The following is an 18,097-nucleotide window of genomic DNA, read 5'->3' on the forward strand; positions in this document are numbered from 1 at the left end:
CGGACGTCGTTCAGGGAGCTGCTCCGGTACGACAGTTGCGGGTCGGTCGCGGATCAGCTGCGGGCGGCGCCGTGGGCGGGGCGGTCCAGCCCGAGGTGGTCGCGCAGCGTCGTGCCCTCGTACTCGGTGCGGAACAGGCCCCGGCGCTGCAACTCGGGGACGACGAGGTCGGCGAAGTCCGTCAGGCCGTCGGGCAGGACCGGCGGCATGACGTTGTAGCCGTCGGCCGCCCCGCCGGTGAACCACTCCTCCATCGCGTCCGCGATCTCCGTCGGGGTGCCGATCAACACCCGGTGGCCGCGGCCGCCGGAGACGGACTGGTAGAGCTGCTTGATGGTCAGCCCCTCGCGGCGCGCCTTGTCGTAGACCAACCGCTGCCGGCTGGTGCTGCCCTGGGTCTCGGGCAGTTCGGGCAGCGGGCCGTCCACCGGGCAGCCCGAGACGTCGACGTCGCCCAGCAGCTGGGTGAGCAGGCCGAACCCGACCACCGGGTCGACCAGTTCCTGGAGAACGGCGTACTTGTCCTCGGCCTCGGCGCGGGTGCGGCCGACCACCGGGAACAGCCCCGGCATGATCTTCACCTGCTCCGGGTCGCGCCCGTGGCCGCGGACCTGTTCGCCCATCGCCCGGTAGAAGGCCCGGCCCTCCTCCAACGTCTGGCTGGCGGTGAAGATCACCTCGGCCCACTGGGCCGCGAAGTCCTGGCCGTCGGCGGAGGCGCCGGCCTGGACCAGCACCGGGTAGCCCTGCGGCGGGCGGGCGACGTTGAGCGGCCCGGCGACCGAGAAGTGCTCGCCCTTGTGGTCCAGGACGTGCAGCTTCTCGGGCTGGAAGAAGCGCCCGCCGTCCTTGTCGTAGAGGAAGGCGTCGTCCTCCCAGCTGTCCCACAGCCCGGTGACCACCTCCATGAACTCGCGGGCCCGGTGGTAGCGGGCGGCGTGGTCCGGCTGGGAGTCCCGGTTGAAGTTGCGGGCCTCGGCGTCGGTCACCGAGGTGACGATGTTCCAGGCCGCCCGCCCGGCGCTGAGGTGGTCGATCGAGGCGAACTTGCGGGCCAGGTGGAACGGCTCGTTGTAGGTCGTGGAGGCGGTCGCGGCCAGCCCGATCCGCTCGGTGGACACCGACAGGGCGGAGAGCAGGGTGATCGGGTCGAACTGCAGGAACCGGCCCCAGCGGCTGAGCTCGTCCGCGTCCTGGTACGGCGTGCGGATGCCGACGCCGTCCGCGACGAAGAACATGTCGAACTTGGCGCGCTCGGCGGTGCGCACCAGGTCCCGGTAGTGGCTGAAGTCCAGGCCGCCGTCCGCGCGCGCCGCCGGGTGCCGCCAGGAGGCGACGTGGTACCCGGGGACGAGCATGAAGGCCCCCAGCTTCATCATCCGTCGTGTCCCGCCCATGACCTTTCCCTCCCTGTCGGTTGACGATCGGTGCCGACCCTCCGGGCCGCTCATGCGCCGAGCGCGGGCGTCTCCCCGGTCACGCCCCAGTGGGTGTCGTCGGAGGGCTGCGCCGTCCGGCCCCAGTGGGTGTCGGCCGTCGTCCGCGCCAGGCCCCAGTGGGTGTCGTCGCCCGGCTCGCCGACCGTGCCGGCGACCGCGAGGACCGCCATCGCGCCGGCGGCCAGGCCGAGCACGGTGCGGGTCAGGATCCGGGTCTTCGTCATTGCGCTCTCCCCCATGTGCTTCCGGGTGTGGCCCCGGGTCGTCCCGCCGGGCGGCCCCGGCTGGGAACAGTCCAGTCCGGTGCGCTTTCCAACAACCTTCCACGCGACCTCGATCGGCGCCCGAACGTCGAAAGGCGATCAGAAGGAGTCCAGAAGGGGCTTGCGCCAGGGCTCGGTCCAGGCGCGTCCGGGGCCGGGGAACGCGGCGGTGCCCGGCCCCCTCGGGTGTCGAGGGGACCGGGCACCGGGCACCCGAAGCGGCGAGCAGTGACGGAACGTCAAACAACCGCCCCCGTCGGCCGGTCCCGAGTCCCGCCTCGGCTCGGTACAGGTGGCCGCCGGCGGCCGGCCCGAGCACCTGCGCGCCGCGGTGGAGGGCTCGCTGCGGCGGCTGAGCACCGACCGGATCGACCTCCACTACCTGCACCGGGTCGACCCGGGGGTCCCGCTCGCGGAGAGCTGGGGCGCCCTGGCCGCTCGTTCCCGGCGGTGGTGGTGGTGTTCCACTCGCTGCTGCGGCGCGCCGTGGCGGCGGTGACCGCCCCGGACGCCGACCCGGTTGGCTCGAATCAGTTCGTGCGTAGCGACTGATCAGCCCACTGATGTACCGTAAAGTCCGAATGATCCATAGAAGGGGGCAGTCAGGGATGCGATCACTGTGACCGAAAGCAGTTCCGACCAGCCGACCTCGGCGCCGCTCGACTTCCGCGACCGCTTGGGCCATGCCATCAAGCGCGCGGAGCAGGCGCTGATCAGTGAGAAGACCCGGGCGCTACGCACCGTCGACCTGACGGTTCCTCAATACGTGACCCTTCTTGCGCTCCAGCAGTCCTCGGGAATGTCCGGGGCCCAGCTGGCCCGGGAGTGCATGGTCACGCCGCAGACCATGACGACGATCCTCACCAACCTGGAGAACAAGGGCCTCATCACCCGGGAGACCTCGAGCGTGCACCAGAAGGTCCTCGTGGCCAAGCTCACCCGGACCGGCCGCGCCTTGGCGAAGAAGGCCGACACACTGGCCCGCGGCGTCGAGCAGCGACTCACCGACGCCTTCGACGAGACCGAGCAGACCCAGCTGCGCGAAATGCTGGAGCGCTCGGCGGCGGCGCTGCGCAAGACCGACTGACCAGCGCGACACCAGCACCGGACCGGACGGAAGGCCGCCCCTGGACGCCCGATCACCACCCGGGGCGAGAGGGCGGCCCTTCCCGCGTCCGCTCCCGTGCCTCCCCCCTGCGGCATACCGGTCATCTCAAGCTCTGCACACATCCAAGAACTCACCTACTCACTAATATCGCGATACCAACTAAGCCATTGATGTGAGTCAGGACACTGATACTGTATCGATCATGCAGACAGCGCAGGAGCACGCGTCGTTCGTCGGCATCCTCGGCACCGGGGCTCACCTGCCCGCGACCGCCGTCGACAACACCCTCGCCGCCCTCTCCGCCTCCGGCCACCACGCCGCCATCGACGCCTTCCACCGCCTCGGCGTCACCCTCACCCGCACCGACGCCTTCCTCACCCCGGCCGCCTGACGCCTGCCGCCCGGGCCCCTCGCTGTGCCCCCGGTCCACCCGGACGGGGGCACAGCGCGGCCGGGTGCGCCCGCGCCGGCGGTCACTCGTCGGGCTGGGTGCGGGTCCAGGCCCTTCCGTCGTGGAAGTACGCCGGGGCGCCGTGCAGGCCGGCGGTGCGGAAGGGCCGGCCGTGGTCGTCGACGCGGAGCTTGCCCTGGCGGTCGCCGCTGCTCCAGAGCAAGTACAGGTACCAGGAGACGTCCTGGGACTTGGTGGTCGCGTCGATGTCGAGGACCTGGGGGTCGGTGGCGGAGACGCGGTACGGGAAGTTCGAGGTGACGGTCTTGCCCTCGTCCGTCAGCCCCGGCACCGGGACGGCCCGGGGCGCGGGCGCGTCGAGGTCCACCGCGAAGGACGCCGGTTCGAGGCCGCCGCCGCAGCCGGAGCCCGGGGTGTAGGCGTTCCACTTGGGGGCCGGCTGGGTGCCCACGACCTGGATGTACGCGGCGTGCAGCACGACGGGCGTGGCGTCGGCGCCCTGGGCGGTCAGTTGCAGCCGCAGGTGCCCGGCGGGGACGCCGTGCAGTCCGGCCGCCCAGCTGTCGGTGGCTTCGGCGGTGTCCGGCGCCGGGGCCACCTCGCCCGGGGCGCGAGCGGAGAGGAACCACCGGTCGCAGGGGCTGCCCCAGTTGTCGGTCAGGACGTTGACGTGGAAGGGCGCGGAAGTCTCGTCCTCCGACGGAGAGCTGGGGGTCGCAGTCGCCGAGGCCGCCGCCGGCGCAGCGGCCACCGCCGTGGTGGGAACCGTGGTGGTGGGGAGGGTGGCAACCACCGTCGGATCGGCGGCCGGCTTGGCCACCCCGTGCAGCAGGAACACCGGCACCGCCGCCGCCAGCCCGACCACGGCAACCGCACTGAGCAGCACCCTGCTCCGCCGCCGTCCCGCTCCGGCCGGAGCGGCGGCCACCACCTCCACCGGCCGAGGCTCCGGCTCCGACTCCGGCTCCGACTCCGGCTCCTCCCGCCGAGCTTCCGGCTCCGCCACCCGGGCACCCGGCCCCGGCTCCCGCCGCCGCGCCGCGTCCGCCACGATCCACCGGCGGTGCAGCTCGACCAGTTCCTCGTCCCTCGCCCCGCACGCCCGCGCGAACCGCTCCACCGGCGCGTACTCGGCGGGCACGGCAGCCCCGTTGCAGTAGCGGTGCAGCGTGGATGTGCTGACGTGCAGCCGGGTGGCGAGCGCGCCGTAGCTGCGGCCCGAACGCTCCTTCAGTTCCCTCAGCATCCCGGCGAACTCGTCGGTCTCCACGCCCATGTCTTCCTCCCCCGCACCGCGGTCCGGCCCGGCTCCCCGCCGAACGCGCAGCTCACGGTACAGGTTCCGGCTCCAGGACCCCCCGGGCGGCACGGCGGCTCAGGAGGGCATGTCGGCGGAGGCCATGGACTCGGCCGCCTCCGCGACGCTGTTCCGGTACAGGCCGAGCCTCGGCTCGAGGACCTTCGCGCCGGGGCCGAGCGGGAAGTTCCGGGTGTCGGCGTTGGGCATGTGGTCGCCGTCCGCCAGCACGTTCAGCTCGTCGATCCCGGCCGCGGTGCCGGTGGCGGCGCCGCTGGGGTCGAGGTCGATCACCGCGTAGCTCGTCTGCCCGGCCGCGAGCGGGACGGCGGGCGGGCCACCGAGCCCGCCGGGCACCAGCGGCCTGATGTCCTGGCTGTGGTCGGGGGCGTGCGAGTCGCCCAGACTGACCCTCGGGTAGTAGCTCAGCCCGCAGGAGCGCGGCCCCTGGTTGCGCACCTCGATCACCCGCTGACTGCCCGCCCCGGGGCGGGTGGTGACCCGCACCGCCAGGTTCGCGCTCTCGCACGGGTGGCCGTAGGCGTAGGCGTCACCGTCCGCACCGCCGCCCTGGGACGCACCGCCCGCAGGCTTGCCGCTCGGCTTGCCCGCCGGCGGCGCTGACGCGGCACCTCCGGAACGGGTAGGGACCGCCGCACCACCCCCCGCCGCACCACCCCCGGCCGCACCGGCGCTCGGAGCCCCGCCGGCACTCGGAGCCCCGCCGGCCGGGGCCGCCGTCGCCGAGGTCTGCGGCCCGGGCTGCGCCCCGCCCGACGCCTCCTCGGGCCCGCAGGCGGTCAGGGCGAGGACGGCCCCGACGAACACGGCCGGAAAGAGAACTGCACGACGAACAGACATGACGCATCCCCGTAGGAACGAAGGAACAGGAGGAGGAAGAGGCATCCGGCGCCACCGACGGCGCCTGCCGACCACCACCCTGCCCGCTCCCCGTCCCGCCCACCACCCCCACCACCCGATCCGGCACGCTGGAACGCTTCCACCCCCTCTGACCTGCCCTTTCCCCCACCCCTGGAACGCCCGTCCGGAACGCCGACGCTCCTGTCCGGGCCGGGTCAGAGGTGCGGGGAGGTGGGGTCGCCGCCGAGGCGCAGGGTGGCGACGGCGTCGAGGACGGGTTCTGCGGAGGCGAGGTGGCGGGCTGCGGGGATGACACCCCTGATCTGTCTGCGTGATCGACAGAGCATCAGGATCCTCAGTCGCGTCAACACTTCACCGGGTGTCGCGAAATCCATGGACGCACCCGAGCCCCCGCCCCCGGGAACCCGTCCTTCTCCCACGAGTCAACCTGCTCGCCCGCCCGCGGTACGGCCGAGACAATCCGCATGGCCGAACCCTCGCACAGAAAGAGTGTGGACACGTGGCGACCACGACCGAAGTTTCCTCTGCCCCGTCCCGGGACCGCTTAGCGACGGTTCCGGCGCTGTACAGGCGGCCGTTGCTCGCCGTCACCGCCGGTGTGGGGGCGCTGCTGCTGGCCGTGTCCTGGCGGCACGGGTACCACGTCGACGAGCTGTACAACCGGGCGTCCGGGGCGCACCTGGCCTGGGGGTACGACGACCAGCCCCCGCTGGTCTCGCTGATCGCCAGGGCGGAGACCACGATGTTTGGCGACACCCTGGTCGGGCTGCGCGTGGCACCGGCGCTGATGGCCTGCCTGGCAGTGTGGGTGACCGGCCTCATCGCCCGTGAACTCGGCGGCGGGCGCGGCGCCCAGCTCTTCGCCGCTGCCGCGACGGGCGGGTCGGTCGTCCTGCTCAACTCCGGGCACGTGCTGACCACCAACGGGCCCGACCTCCTCACCTGGGTCGTGGTCAGCTGGCTGATGGTCCGCCTGCTGCGCACCGAGGACACCCGGCTCTGGCTCGCCCTCGGCGCGGTCACCGCCGTGGGCCTGCTCGCCAAGAACCTCGTCGTCCTGCTGTTGCTCTCCCTGCTGGTGGGCGTGCTGACGGTGGGTCCGAGGGCCGTCCTGCGCAGTCGGCACCTGTGGGCGGGCGCCGGGATCGCCGCGGTGACCGGGATACAGGCCGTGGTGTGGCAGATCGCCCACCACTGGCCCGCGCTGGAGATGAGCGACGCACTGAAGATCGCCCTGGGGGACGACTCCCGGGTCGCCTTCGTACCGTTCCAGGTGCTGCTGATCGGCCTGTTCCTGACCCCGGTGTGGATCGCCGGGCTGGTCGCCCTGCTGCGTCGCGCGCAGTGGCGCGCGTTCCGGCCGGTCGGCGTCGCCTTCCTGTTCCTGTGCGTGCTGCTGCTCGCCATCGGCGGGAAGCCCGAGTACACCGGCGGCCTCCCGCTGGTGCTGCTGGCCGCGGGCTCCGTCGTGGTGGTGGACTGGGCGAGGACCGCCTTCCGCCGCGGGCTGGCCGGCACCGCCCTGGTGGCCAACGCGCTGATGTCGGTGGTGCTCATGCTCCCGGTACTGCCGATCGCGGTCTACGGGTCGAACCCGGTGCTGAAGGAGCTGGGCGTCTTCCAGCTCGACCAGGCCGCCTGGCCCCAACTGGCCGACCAGGTCGCCGCCGTCGACCGGTCGCTGTCCCCGGAGGACCGCGCGCACGCCGTCGTCTACGCCAACCACTACGGCCTGGCAGGCGCCCTGGACCGGTACGGCCCGGAGCGCGGTCTCCCGCGCGTCTACAGCGGCCACAACTCCTACGCCGACTTCGGGACGCCCACCGACGACAAGACCGTGGTCATCGCGGTCGGCGTGGACCGGAACTCGTTCAGCGCCCTGTTCACGAGCTGCGAGCCCAGCGGCACGTTCGTGACGGATCTGCCCGTGGCCGACCGGAACACCGGGTTCCTGGTGTGCCGCGGTCCCCAGGAGCCGTGGGCCCAGCTGTGGACCAAGCTCCGCTGGATCGGCTTCAGTTGCCCGTACACGGCCGAGGCCGTCACCGCCGAGAGCAAGAAGGGCTGCTCGTTGACGTAGGCCCGGGAAGCACCGCGGCCCCTCACCGGCTGTGAAGCCGGTGAGGGGCCGCGGTGCTCGTCCCGCTACTGCGCGGGAAACCTCCGCAGGGCGGGGCTGAGGGTGGTGCCCACGGCCACGACGGCCAGGCAGGCGGACCAGACCAGCAGGCTCCCGCGGCTGTTCCCGTCCGCCATCAGCAGCCCGCCCACCAATGGCCCGAGCGCACCGGCGCCACCCACGAAGAGCCCGACGATGCCGCTCAGCCTGCCGCGCAGCTCGTCGGGCGCCTCGGCGAGCTGGTAGGTCATCACCGTCGTGAACGCGGTGGGGATCAGGAACGCGATCCCGCCGAGCACCACGCCGGTCAGCACGCCGGTGGGCACCAGCGCCAGGAGCAGCGTCAGCGCCGAGCACATCCAGGGGAACCCCAGGATGACCGCGGAGGCGGGCAGGGCCGCGTGCAGCCGGCCCGCGACCGCCGCGCCCAGCAGGCCGCCGATGCCGAACCCGGTCATCATCACGCCCAGGTCGCCGGGGGCCAGGTCGCCTTCTCCGGACAGCGCCAGCACGGTGATGATCAGGGCGGAGATGACCAGCTCGCAGCACATCAGCCAGCCCAGCATCGGCCGGATCACCCGGTGCCCCAGCACCCACCGGAAGCCGCCGCCCAGCATGCCTTCCCCCTCGCCGTCCGCTTCCGGCACGGACCGGGGCAGGCGCAGGAAGCACAGCCCGGCGCAGGACGCCACCAGCAGCACGGCGGCGACCGCGAACGGGGCCGTCGGGTCGACGGCGAACAGGAAGCCCGCCCCCGCCGGCCCCAGCAGGGTGGCGATGTAGCGGCGCGCGGTGTTGCGCGCGACCGCCCGCGACAGCTGCGTCTCGTGCACGACCTGCGGCAGCGCCGCGTGCTCGGCCGGGTCGAAGGCCGCGCCCAGCAGACCCTCCGCGGCCGCGAGCGCCAGGACGAGCGGCAGGGAGAAGCGGCCCGAGAAGAGCGCGAGCGCCAGGCCCGCCATCGCCACCGCGCGCACGCACTGGCACACCAGCATGACCCGCTTGCGGTCCAGGCGGTCCACCAGCACGCCCGCCGGCACGTTGGCCGCCATGTGCGCCACCGCGATGACGGCGGCGACGGCCCCCATCTCAGGAACGGAGCCGGTCGCCGCCAGCACCATCAGCGGGAACGCGATCAGGCACAGCTGGCTGACCAGTTCGGACACCAGCTGACTGCCCCACAGCACGTGGTAGTTCCGGTTCCGCGACAACGGCGGCACGGAACCGGCCTCCACCTCGGTGGTCATCCCGTCATCGCCCCGGTCCGCCGCAGCAGTCGCCCGGCGAGCTGGAGCAGCCCGACCCGGCCCGTCTCCGGATCGCGGACGAACCGGCCCGTGTCCGGGACCCCGCCGCCCTCGGTGGTGAACCGCAGGTCCGGGTAGCAGGTCAACGCCGAGCGCGGCCCCTGCCCGACGGACAGGACGAGCCCTTCGGGGTGCGCCTCGACCGCGCAGTCCCAGTCGCCGTTGGCGTAGTGCCCCGCGCACTCGGCCGGCCCGGCGACCGGCTCCCCCGGTTCGGACAGCGCCCGCATGGAGTGGTTGGCCACGTCGAGCCCGGCCGCGCGGAGTTCGGCGAGGAGGTCCTCCCACAGCCGTGCCCCGGTGCTCGCGTTGGTGACGAGCGCCACCGCCGTCCCGGTGGCCGGGTCGAAGCGCAGGTGGGACCAGGTGCCGTCGCCGCTGCCGTCGTGCCCGTTCCAGTCACCGTCCGCGCCGCGGTACACGGCCCAGCCGAGCCCCCAGCCGTCGGCGAGGCCGAACGGCCCGACGGCGAGGCCGCCGGTCCGGTCGCGGAGCATCGCGGCGGCGGCCGCGGGGTCGAGCACACCGGACACGGCCCGGTCGTGCGCGCCGGACGCTGCCCGGGCGTGCACGCCCGCCAGCCGCACCAGGTCGCCCGCCCCGGCCGCCAGTGCCGCGGCGGGGTCGTCGATCGGGGTGAAGGACTGCTCGGGCACGGGCAGCACCCGGTCCAGCACCACGTGTCCCTGCGCCACCGGCCGACCGCCCCACTGACCGTTGTAGGCCGCCGTGATCCCGAGCGGGCGCAGCAGCGTCGACTCCACGGCCGTCCGCCAGTCCAGGCCGGTCAGCACCTCGACCAGCCGGCCGGCGAGCACGTAGCCGACGTCGGAGTAGGAGAAGACGGTGCCCGGCCGGTGCGTCACGGCGCTCTCGTCGCAGTGCCGCTCGACCCACGCGCGCCGGTCCGCGCTCGGCACCCTCTCGTCGATCGCGGCGACCAGCCCGCCGGTGTGGCTGAGCACCTGTCGCGCGGTCACCCGCCCGACCGGGCTCGCGGCGGAGAGCTCGGGCAGGTACGCGCCGATCGGGGCGTCCAGGTCAAGGCGTCCGTCGGCCGCCAGCTGCTGCACCAGCAGCGCGGTCACCGGCTTGGTGAGCGAGGCGATCGGGAACACGGTGTCCGCGGTGACCGGCAGGCCGCTGCCCGCCACCCGCTCCCCGGCCCCGACGACGACCAGCCGGCCCGCGTGGCGCACGGCGAGCTGCGCGCCCGGCACCCGGTGGGCGCGCGCCAACTCGGCGAGCCGGGCGGCCAGGTACTCCTGGCTGACGGCCGCGCCCGCCGCCGGCCCGGATGCGTCGACCCCCGCTTCCTGCGCGGGGACGTGCGCCTGCTCGGAGAGGTCCGCCCGCGCGGGGACCTCCCCCTGCCCAGGGACGGCCACCCGCTCGGCCACCCGCGCCAGGCGTTCGACGGTCGGGTACGAGAACAGGTCCTTCGGCACCAGGTGCCACCCGGCCCGCCGGGCCCGGTAGACCACCTGGACGCTCAGCACCGAGTCGCCACCCAGCTCGAAGAAGTCGCCGGTGACGTCGATCCCGTCGACCGGCCGGCCGAGCACCTCCGCCCAGATCGCGGCCAGCGCGGCCTCCGCCCCGTCGCGCGGCGCGACCCGCGGCGCGTCGGTGTCGGCCACCGCGCCGGGTGCCGGCAGCGCCCGCCGGTCGATCTTCCCGCTGGGCGTCAACGGGAAGGCGTCCGCCACGACGAATGCCGCGGGCACCATGTACCCGGGCAGGTACCGCTCCAGGTGCGCCCTCAGGTCCGCGGCCGTAGGCGGCTCCTCCCCTGTCGGCACGACGTACGCCACCAGCCGCCGGTCGCCCGGCCGGTCCTCGCGCGCCACCACGACGGCCGAGCCCACCTCGGGGTGGGTGCCCAGCACCGTCTCGATCTCGCCGAGCTCGATCCGGAAGCCCCTGATCTTGACCTGGTCGTCGACCCGGCCGACGAACTCCAGCTCCCCGTCGGCCCGCCACCGGACCACGTCGCCGGTGCGGTACATCCGCGCCCCGGACGGCCCGAAGGGGTCGGCCACGAACCGGCCGGCGGTCAGCGACGGCCGGCCGGAGTAGCCGCGCGCCACGCCGTCACCGGCGATGTACAGCTCACCGGGCACGCCGGGCGGCACCGGCTGGAGACCGGCGTCGAGCACGTACACCCGGGTGTTGGCGATCGGCCGGCCGATCGGCGGCGCACCGTTCGCGCCGCGTGCCAGCCGCGCCGCCGTCGACCAGATCGTGGTCTCGGTCGGCCCGTACACGTTCGTCACCGACGGCGAGCCGGCGGTCAGGGCCTCGGCCAGGTCCGCGGGCAGCGCCTCGCCGCCGACGAGCACCCGGATCCGGGCGAGCACGTCCGGGGCGCCCTCGACCACGCCGCGCCACAGGCTCGGCGTCGCCTGCACCATCGTGACGCCCTGGTCGTGGACCACCCGGCGCAGCTCCTCCGGGTCGCGCACCAGCTCCTTGTCCGCCAGCACCACCGTCGCCCCGGCGGCCAACGGAACGAACAGCTCCAGGTGCGCGATGTCGAACCCGACGGTGGTCACGGCCAGCAGCCGGTCGCCGGGGGCCATCGCGGTCCGGTCCCGCATGTCCAGCACGAAGTTGCGCAGGTTGCCCCGGGTCACCACCACGCCCTTCGGGGTGCCGGTGGAGCCGGAGGTGTAGAGCAGGTAGGCGGCGTTCTGCGGGCCCGGCTGGACGGGGAGGTCCGGCTTGGTCGCCGGGTGGGCGGCCAGCGCGGCCGCCAGGGCGGGGTCGGTGAGAGAGAGGGACGGCGTGTTCCCTGGCAGGCCGGGTACGGCCTCGCCGCCGGTCAGCGCCAGCACCGGGGCCGCGTCGCGCACCGTGTACGCGAGGCGTTCGCGCGGGTGGTCCAGGTCGAGCGGCAGGTAGGCGGCGCCGGTCTTCAGCACCGCCAGCATGGCCACCAGCAACTCGTGCGTCCGCGGGCAGGCCAGGGCGACGACCTGCTCGGGGCCGAGCCCCAGCGCCACCAGGTGGTGGGCGAGCCGGTTCGCCCGGGCGTCCAGCTCGGCGTAGTCCAGCACGGTGTTCCCGTGCACCAGGGCGATGCCCTCCGGGGTGGCCGCGGCCTGCCGCTCGAACAGATCGACGGTGGTGGCCTTCCCCGTCGGCCGGGAGGTGGCGTTCCAGTCCCGCAGCACGACGGCCCGTTCGTCGGCGGGCAGCACGGGCACCCGGGCGACCGGGTCCTGGGCATGGTCGGCGAAGGCGTCCAGCAGCGTCACCAGGCGTCCGGCGATCCGCTCCACGGTGTCCGGGTCGAACAGACCCGGGTCGTAGCCGATCCGCAGGTGCAGCTCCTCGGTGGTGTAGGCGGTGAGCGTCAGCGCGTAGTTGGTCTCCTCCGCGCCGGTGCTCTCGCGCACCGCGAGCCCGTGCCGGGCGGCGGCGTCCCGGTCGTACGGGAAGCTCTCGAAGATCACGAGGCTGTCGAACAGGCCCGAGTCCCGCGGCACTTCGCTCCAGGCGCGCACCTGCGCCAGCGACACGTACTCGAACTGCCGGGCCTCGACCTGCTCGTCCTGCATCCGCCGCAGCCAGGACACCAGGTCGAGGCCGTCGTCCACGGTGGTCCGCACGGGCAGGGTGTTGATGAACAGGCCGACGATCTCGTCCGCGCCCGCGAGTTCCGCGGGCCGGCCGGACACCGTCGCGCCGAAGCACACGTCCTGCTCGCCGCTGTGCCGCGCGAGCAGCAGCGCCCAGGCGCCCTGCACCACGGTGTTCACCGTCAGCCGGGACGCCTTGGCGAACTCGTAGAGCCGGCGCGAGCGTTCGGCGGGCAACCGCAGGTTCACGTCCCGCGAGGAGCGCGAGTCGTGCGCGGTCAGCGGCGCCCGGTCGAACGGCAGCGGCGTGGCCGCCGTGAAGCCCGCCATGGTGCGGCGCCAGTGCGCCTCGGCGGCGGCGTCGTCCTGCTCGGACAGCCACTGCAGGTAGTCGCGGAACGGGCGGCGCGGCTTCGGCGCCGGGGTCGGCACGCCGCTCAGCGCCGCGTGTTCCTCGAACACCTGGGCCAGCACGTCGGCGAAGCTCCACCCGTCCAGCAACAGGTGGTGCGAGGACCAGAACACCTGGACGCTCGCGCCCGCCAGCCGGGCGATGGTCAGCCGCATCAGCGGCGCCTCGGCCAGGTCGAGTCGCAGCGCGGGCAGGCTCTCCCAGAGCGAGCGCGACCGCTCCTCCCGCGCCTGCTCGGACAGCCCGCTCCAGTCCAGGTGGGTGACGGGCAGCCGCACGCCGCGCCGGACGACCTGGAGCGGGACGTCCACGTCGGCCCCGACCACGGCCGTGCGCAGGACCGGGGTCCGGTCCACCACGCGCTGGAACGCCTCGGCCAGCCGGACCGGGTCGTCCACCCCGTCCAGCACCGCGGCGAAGTGGGTGAGGTACATGTCGCCGTCGCCGCCGTCGAGCGAGTGGAACAGCATGCCGCTCTGCATCGGGGTGAGCGGGTAGACGTCCTCCACCGTCCGGCCGTCACCGGCGATCCGGTCCACCGCCGCCTGGTCCAGCGGGGCCAGCGGGAAGTCCGAGGGGGTGCACCCGCCGGCGCCGGGCAGGGCGCAGTGCTCGACGATCTGCTCCAGCGCCGCGAGGAAGGCCTCGGCCAGCCGGGCGACGGTCTCCTCGTGGTGGACGTTCGCGGAGTACTCCCAGCCGAACTCCAGCTCGCCGTCCCGGATCATGCCGGTGACCTCGATCAGGCACTGCCGGGCCTGCTCGGGGCTCCGGTCGGGCACCGGGTTCTCGCACCAGCCCCGGAACAGCCCGGTGTCGCCCGTGTCGGCGTCGAAGCGGCCGTGGTAGTTGAACCCGACCTGGCACTGCCGGCCCCGGCCCAGGGCGCCCGGCTCGCCGAGGTAGCGCAGGGCGCCGTAGCCCAGACCGCGGGACGGCATGGCGCGCAGCTGCTCCTTGACCGCCTTCAGGGTGGCGCCCCAGTCGCCGCCCGCGGGCAGCTCCAGCGCCACCGGGAACACCGTGGTGAACCAGCCGACGGTGCGCGAGAGGTCGACGTCGGCGAACAGGTCCTCGCGCCCGTGGCCCTCCAGCTCGACCGGCACGGTGCCGCCGGCCCAGTCGCCCAGCACCCTGGCGAGGGCGCAGAGCAGAACGTCGTTGACCTGCGTCCGGTACGCCTCCGGGACCTTGCGCAGCAGCGCGTCGGTGAGCTCGGCGCTCAGCCGCCGGGTCAGTGTGCGCGTGGAGCCGGCGGTGTTGTCGCCGTGGAGGTCCACCGGCAGCACGGCCGCGTCCACGGTGGCCTTCTCGACCCTGGCCCAGTACGCCATTTCCGCGTCGAACCCGCCGTCGGCCACCAGGCCGTTGAGGCGGTGCGACCAGTCCTGGAAGGACGTGGACCTCGCGCCCAGGTCGACTCGCTCCCCGCGCGCCGCCTGCCGGTGCCCGGTGTCCAGGTCGGCCAGGATGACCCGCCAGGAGACGGCGTCGACGACGTAGTGGTGCGCGGCGAGGAACAGCCGGGGGGCCCGGTCGCCGCCGAGGGTGAACAGCACTCCCTTGAACAGCCGGCCGGTGCGGACGTCGAAGCCGGTCTGCGCCGCGGTGATCGCCGCGCGCAGCGCCTCGTCCCGGGCGGCGTCGTCGAGCCCGGACAGGTCGACCGTCTCGAAGACCGAGTCGCCCGCGCCGCCGTCCGCCGCGGCCTCGTTGCGCTGGCGCCACGTCCCGCCGACCCGCTCGGCCCGGATGCGCAACACGTCGTGGTGGTCGAGCACGGCGGCGAACGCCGCCCGCAGCGCGTCGGCGTCGACCTCGGCGTCCAGCTCGAGGAACAGGGACTGGTTGAAGTGGCCCGGCGCGTCGGGGAACTCCTCGAAGTACCAGTGCTGCACGGGCGTCAGCGGCACCGGCCCGGTCACCGGGCCCCGCTCGACGCCGGACGAGCCCACCTCGGTGACCTCGACGGCCAGTTCGGCGATGGTCTGGCGCAGGAACATCTGCCTGGTGGTCAGCCGGAGGTTGGACCGGCGGGCGAGGGACACCACCTGGAGGCTGAGGATCGAGTCTCCGCCGAGGTTGAAGAAGTTGTCCTCGACGCCGATCCGGTCGGGATCCAGGCCCAGCGCCTTCGCCCAGACGTCGACGAGCAGGGCCTCCACCGGGGTGCGTGGTGCGACCCGGCGGGACGGATCGGTCTCCGGCTCCTCCACCACGGGCAGGGCGCGCCGGTCCAGCGTCCCGTTCGGGGTCATCGGCAGGGCGTCGAGGACGGCGATCGCCGAGGGCACGGCCTGGCTCGGGAGGTTGGCGGCCAGGAAGGCGCGCAGTTCGGCCGGGTCGGGCGTCTTCTCGCCGGCCGGCACCACGTAGGCGAACAGCCTGGTGTGGCCGGAGTCGCCCCGACGGGCGACCGCCGCCGCGGTGGCCACCTCGGGGTGGCGGGTCAGCGCGGTCTCCACCTCGCCGAGCTCCACCCGGAAGCCGCGGATCTTGACCTGGTCGTCCACCCGGCCGAGGTACTCCAGGTTGCCGTCGCCGCGCCAGCGGACCACGTCGCCGGTGCGGTAGAACCGGCCGGTGCCCGGCCCGAGGACGTCGTGGGGGAACCGCTCGGTGCTCAGCTCGGGCCGGTTCCAGTACCCCTGGGCGATGCCGCCGCCGCCGATGAAGAGCTCGCCGGGCACCCCGACCGGCACCGGGCGGCCCAGCGGGTCCACCACGTACACGCTGGTGTTGACCATCGGCTTGCCGATCGGGACGAACGCCGAGGGCGCGACCGGGTCGTCGCCCAGCGCGAACACGGTGGAGTCGATGGTCGTCTCGGTCGCGCCGTACGCGTTGACCGCCAGGGTGTCGGGGCCGATGTGTTCGAGCAGGTTGGCAGCGTCCTCCGCCAGCCATCCCTCGGCGCCCAGCGAGAGCAGCCGCACCGACTCCAGGCCGCCGCCGCCCCGCCAGGCCAGCTCGGTGCTGATCGCCCGGGCCAGCGACGGGGTGGTGGCCAGGATCTGCGGCCGGACCTCGGCGATCAGGTCGGCCAGCGCGGGCGGGTCGGTCACCACCTCCGCCGGGCACACCACCATCTCGCCGCCGAAGAGCGCGGAGAACAGGAAGTCGCCGAGGAAGAGGTCGACGCCGAAGCTGGCCACGCACAGCGCCCGGCCGCGGATCCCGTCCAGCCCGTAGCGGGCGTTCCAGGAGCGCAGGATGTGGTGCACGTTGCGGTGGCTGATCTGCACGCCCTTGGGCCGGCCGGTCGTGCCGGAGGTGTAGATCACGTAGACGAGGTCGTCCACGCCCGCCCCGGACTCCGGCGCCGTGTCCGGCCGGGCGTCGATCGCCGCCCGGTCGCGGTCGAGGCACACCACGGTCGCCTCGTGCCCGGCGACCCGGTCCAGCACCGTGGTCTGGGTGACCACCAGCGGTGCGGCGGCGTCCTCCAGCATCATGCTGAGGCGCTGCGCCGGGTAGTCCGGGTCGAGCGGTACGAACGCCGCGCCGGTCTTCATCACGCCGAGCAGCGCGAGCATCGCGTCCACGCCGCGCTCGACGCACACCCCGACCAGCGTCCCCGGACCGGCGCCCAGGTCCATCAGGTGGTGCGCCAGCCGGTTGGCCCGGGCGGCCAGCCCGGCGAAGGTCAGCCGCTCGCCCGCGCAGCTCACCGCCACCGCGTCGGGGGTCAGCGCGGCCTGCTCGTCGAACAGCTGGTGCACGCACCGGGAGGGGCCGAATTCCACCGTGGGTCCGTTCAACTCGACGCTCAGCTGGTGCAGTTCGGCGTCGGTGAGGATGGCCAGATCCCGCATCGGCCCGTCCGGGCGCGCGGCGATGTCGTCGAGCAGGGTCAGCAGGTGCCCGCTCATCCGCTCGATCGTCGCACGGTCGAACAGATCGGTGCTGTACTCGATGAGCCCGGTGAGCGCGCCGTCCTGCTCGAAGAAGTCGAAGGACACGTCGAACTTGGCCACGTGCATCGGCGGGGGGACCTCGGTGACCCGCAGGCCCGGCAGTTCGGCCGTGCCGTCCACGGCGCCCTGGAGGTTGACCATCACCTGCACCAGCGGCGGCCGGCTCGGGTCGCGTTCCGGCCGCAAGACGTCGACCAGCCGCTGGAACGGGACCTCGTCGTTGGCGAAGGCGTCGAGCACGGTGGAGCGGACGTCGCCGAGGAACTCGGTGAAGGAGCGCGACTCATCCACCTGGGAGCGCAGCACCACGGTGTTGCTGAAGTAGCCGATCAGGTGGTCCAGTTCGGCCCGGCCACGGCCCAGGGCCACCGATCCCACCGCGATGTCCTGCTGCCCCGAGTAGCGGGAGAACAGCAGCTGGCTCGCCGCCACCAGGGTCATGAACAGGGTGGCGCCGCTGCGTGCGCCGAGTTCCGTCAGCCGCCCGGCCAGCGCTTCGGGCAGCGCGATCTCGTGCACCGCGCCCGCGGTGCCGAGCACCGGCGGGCGCGGTCGGTCCGCCGGCAGCTCCACCGGCGGCAGCCCGGCCAGCTGCTCCCGCCAGTAGTCGACCTGTCCGGCCAACTCCGGGCCGGCCAGCCGTTCCTGCTGCCAGAGCGCGAAGTCGGCGTACTGCACCGGAAGTTCCGGCAGTTCGACCGGCTCGCCGCGCACCTGCGCCGCGTACCGGGCGTTGAGTTCGTCGACCAGGATGCCGATCGACCAGCCGTCGCCGACGATGTGGTGCAGGCCCAGCACCAGCACGTGCTCGTCCGCGGCGAGCCGCACCAGCGACACCCGGAACAGCGGCCCGCGGCGCAGGTCGAACGGGGTGGACCCCTCGCGCTCCAGGCAGCGGTCGAGTCCGGCCGCGCGCTCGGCCTCCGGCAGCCCGGACAGGTCGACGACCTCGACCGGCACCGGACCGGACTCGTGCACCACCTGAATGCCGCGGCCCTCGACCTCGCCGATCGTGGTGCGCAGCGCCTCGTGCCGCGCGACCACGCCGTCCAGGGCCGCGCGCAGCGCCTCGACGCGCAGCTCGCCGGTCAGCCGCAGCACCCGCGGCGCGTTGTACTCGACGCTGTCGGGGTTCAGCTCGGCCAGGAACCACAGGCCCTGCTGGCCGGCCGACAGCGGCAGCGCGCCGTCCCGGGGCGCCGGCCTGATCGCCCGGTCCTCGGCCACCGGTTCGGCCGCGCCGGCGAGTTGGCGCATCACCAGCTCCCGCACGTGGTCGGGAAGCTCCGACAGCCGGTCCATCGCGTCGGGGGGCAGTTCCATGCTGTTCTCTCCCATGGTCAGAAGCGCGGGTCCG

11 protein-coding genes are annotated in these 18,097 nt (G+C 73.7%); 4 read left to right on the forward strand and 7 right to left on the reverse strand.

Translation table 11 applies throughout. From position 1 onward, the window contains the following. Positions 1-53 precede the first annotated feature (53 nt). The gene (locus ACH4J0_RS08055; protein ID WP_396237397.1) at positions 54-1,397 is read right to left on the reverse strand and encodes an LLM class flavin-dependent oxidoreductase; all 1,344 of its coding nucleotides are present in this window, start codon (positions 1,395-1,397) and stop codon (positions 54-56) included. Between the two features lie 50 nt (positions 1,398-1,447). Then, positions 1,448-1,663 (reverse strand): hypothetical protein, encoded by a 216-nt coding sequence (locus tag ACH4J0_RS08060; protein ID WP_396237399.1) that lies wholly within the window; start codon positions 1,661-1,663, stop codon positions 1,448-1,450. A gap of 331 nt (positions 1,664-1,994) precedes the next feature. On the opposite strand from ACH4J0_RS08060, the gene ACH4J0_RS08065 reads away from it, so the two are divergent. The 3 genes from ACH4J0_RS08065 to ACH4J0_RS08075 all read left to right on the forward strand — a co-directional run bounded on the left by ACH4J0_RS08065 (position 1,995) and on the right by ACH4J0_RS08075 (position 3,201). Continuing rightward, positions 1,995-2,201: an aldo/keto reductase gene (locus tag ACH4J0_RS08065; protein ID WP_396237401.1), complete on the forward strand. Its 207-nt coding sequence runs from the start codon at positions 1,995-1,997 to the stop codon at positions 2,199-2,201. Positions 2,202-2,321: 120 nt separating this feature from the next. Then, complete coding sequence (locus ACH4J0_RS08070) at positions 2,322-2,789, forward strand: MarR family winged helix-turn-helix transcriptional regulator (protein ID WP_396237403.1); 468 nt, start codon at positions 2,322-2,324, stop codon at positions 2,787-2,789. A 223-nt stretch (positions 2,790-3,012) separates the two neighbouring features. Next, entirely contained in the window at positions 3,013-3,201 is a 189-nt protein-coding gene (locus tag ACH4J0_RS08075) for a hypothetical protein (protein WP_396237405.1), read from the forward strand. 82 nt (positions 3,202-3,283) lie between these two features. Here the strand turns inward: ACH4J0_RS08075 and ACH4J0_RS08080 are convergent, their stop codons facing one another. From ACH4J0_RS08080 to ACH4J0_RS08090, 3 genes are all read right to left on the reverse strand, one after another. Continuing rightward, positions 3,284-4,498 (reverse strand): helix-turn-helix domain-containing protein, encoded by a 1,215-nt coding sequence (locus ACH4J0_RS08080; protein ID WP_396237407.1) that lies wholly within the window; start codon positions 4,496-4,498, stop codon positions 3,284-3,286. A 99-nt stretch (positions 4,499-4,597) separates the two neighbouring features. Further along, entirely contained in the window at positions 4,598-5,380 is a 783-nt protein-coding gene (locus ACH4J0_RS08085) for a DUF4232 domain-containing protein (RefSeq protein WP_396237409.1), read from the reverse strand. Between the two features lie 215 nt (positions 5,381-5,595). Beyond that, complete coding sequence (locus tag ACH4J0_RS08090; RefSeq protein ID WP_396237411.1) at positions 5,596-5,727, reverse strand: hypothetical protein; 132 nt, start codon at positions 5,725-5,727, stop codon at positions 5,596-5,598. A gap of 251 nt (positions 5,728-5,978) precedes the next feature. Between ACH4J0_RS08090 and ACH4J0_RS08095 the strand changes: the two genes are divergently transcribed. Continuing rightward, entirely contained in the window at positions 5,979-7,481 is a 1,503-nt protein-coding gene (locus tag ACH4J0_RS08095) for an ArnT family glycosyltransferase (RefSeq protein ID WP_396237413.1), read from the forward strand. 65 nt (positions 7,482-7,546) lie between these two features. Here the strand turns inward: ACH4J0_RS08095 and ACH4J0_RS08100 are convergent, their stop codons facing one another. Next, positions 7,547-8,767, reverse strand: coding sequence for an MFS transporter (locus tag ACH4J0_RS08100; RefSeq protein ID WP_396237415.1), 1,221 nt, complete (start codon positions 8,765-8,767; stop codon positions 7,547-7,549). Then, positions 8,764-18,063: an amino acid adenylation domain-containing protein gene (locus ACH4J0_RS08105; protein ID WP_396237417.1), complete on the reverse strand. Its 9,300-nt coding sequence runs from the start codon at positions 18,061-18,063 to the stop codon at positions 8,764-8,766. The genes ACH4J0_RS08100 and ACH4J0_RS08105 overlap by 4 nt, the downstream gene beginning before the upstream one ends. Positions 18,064-18,097: the final 34 nt, after the last annotated feature.

The organism is Kitasatospora sp. NPDC017646 (assembly GCF_044329365.1).
In the GTDB taxonomy this organism is placed as follows: Bacteria; Actinomycetota; Actinomycetes; order Streptomycetales; family Streptomycetaceae; genus Kitasatospora.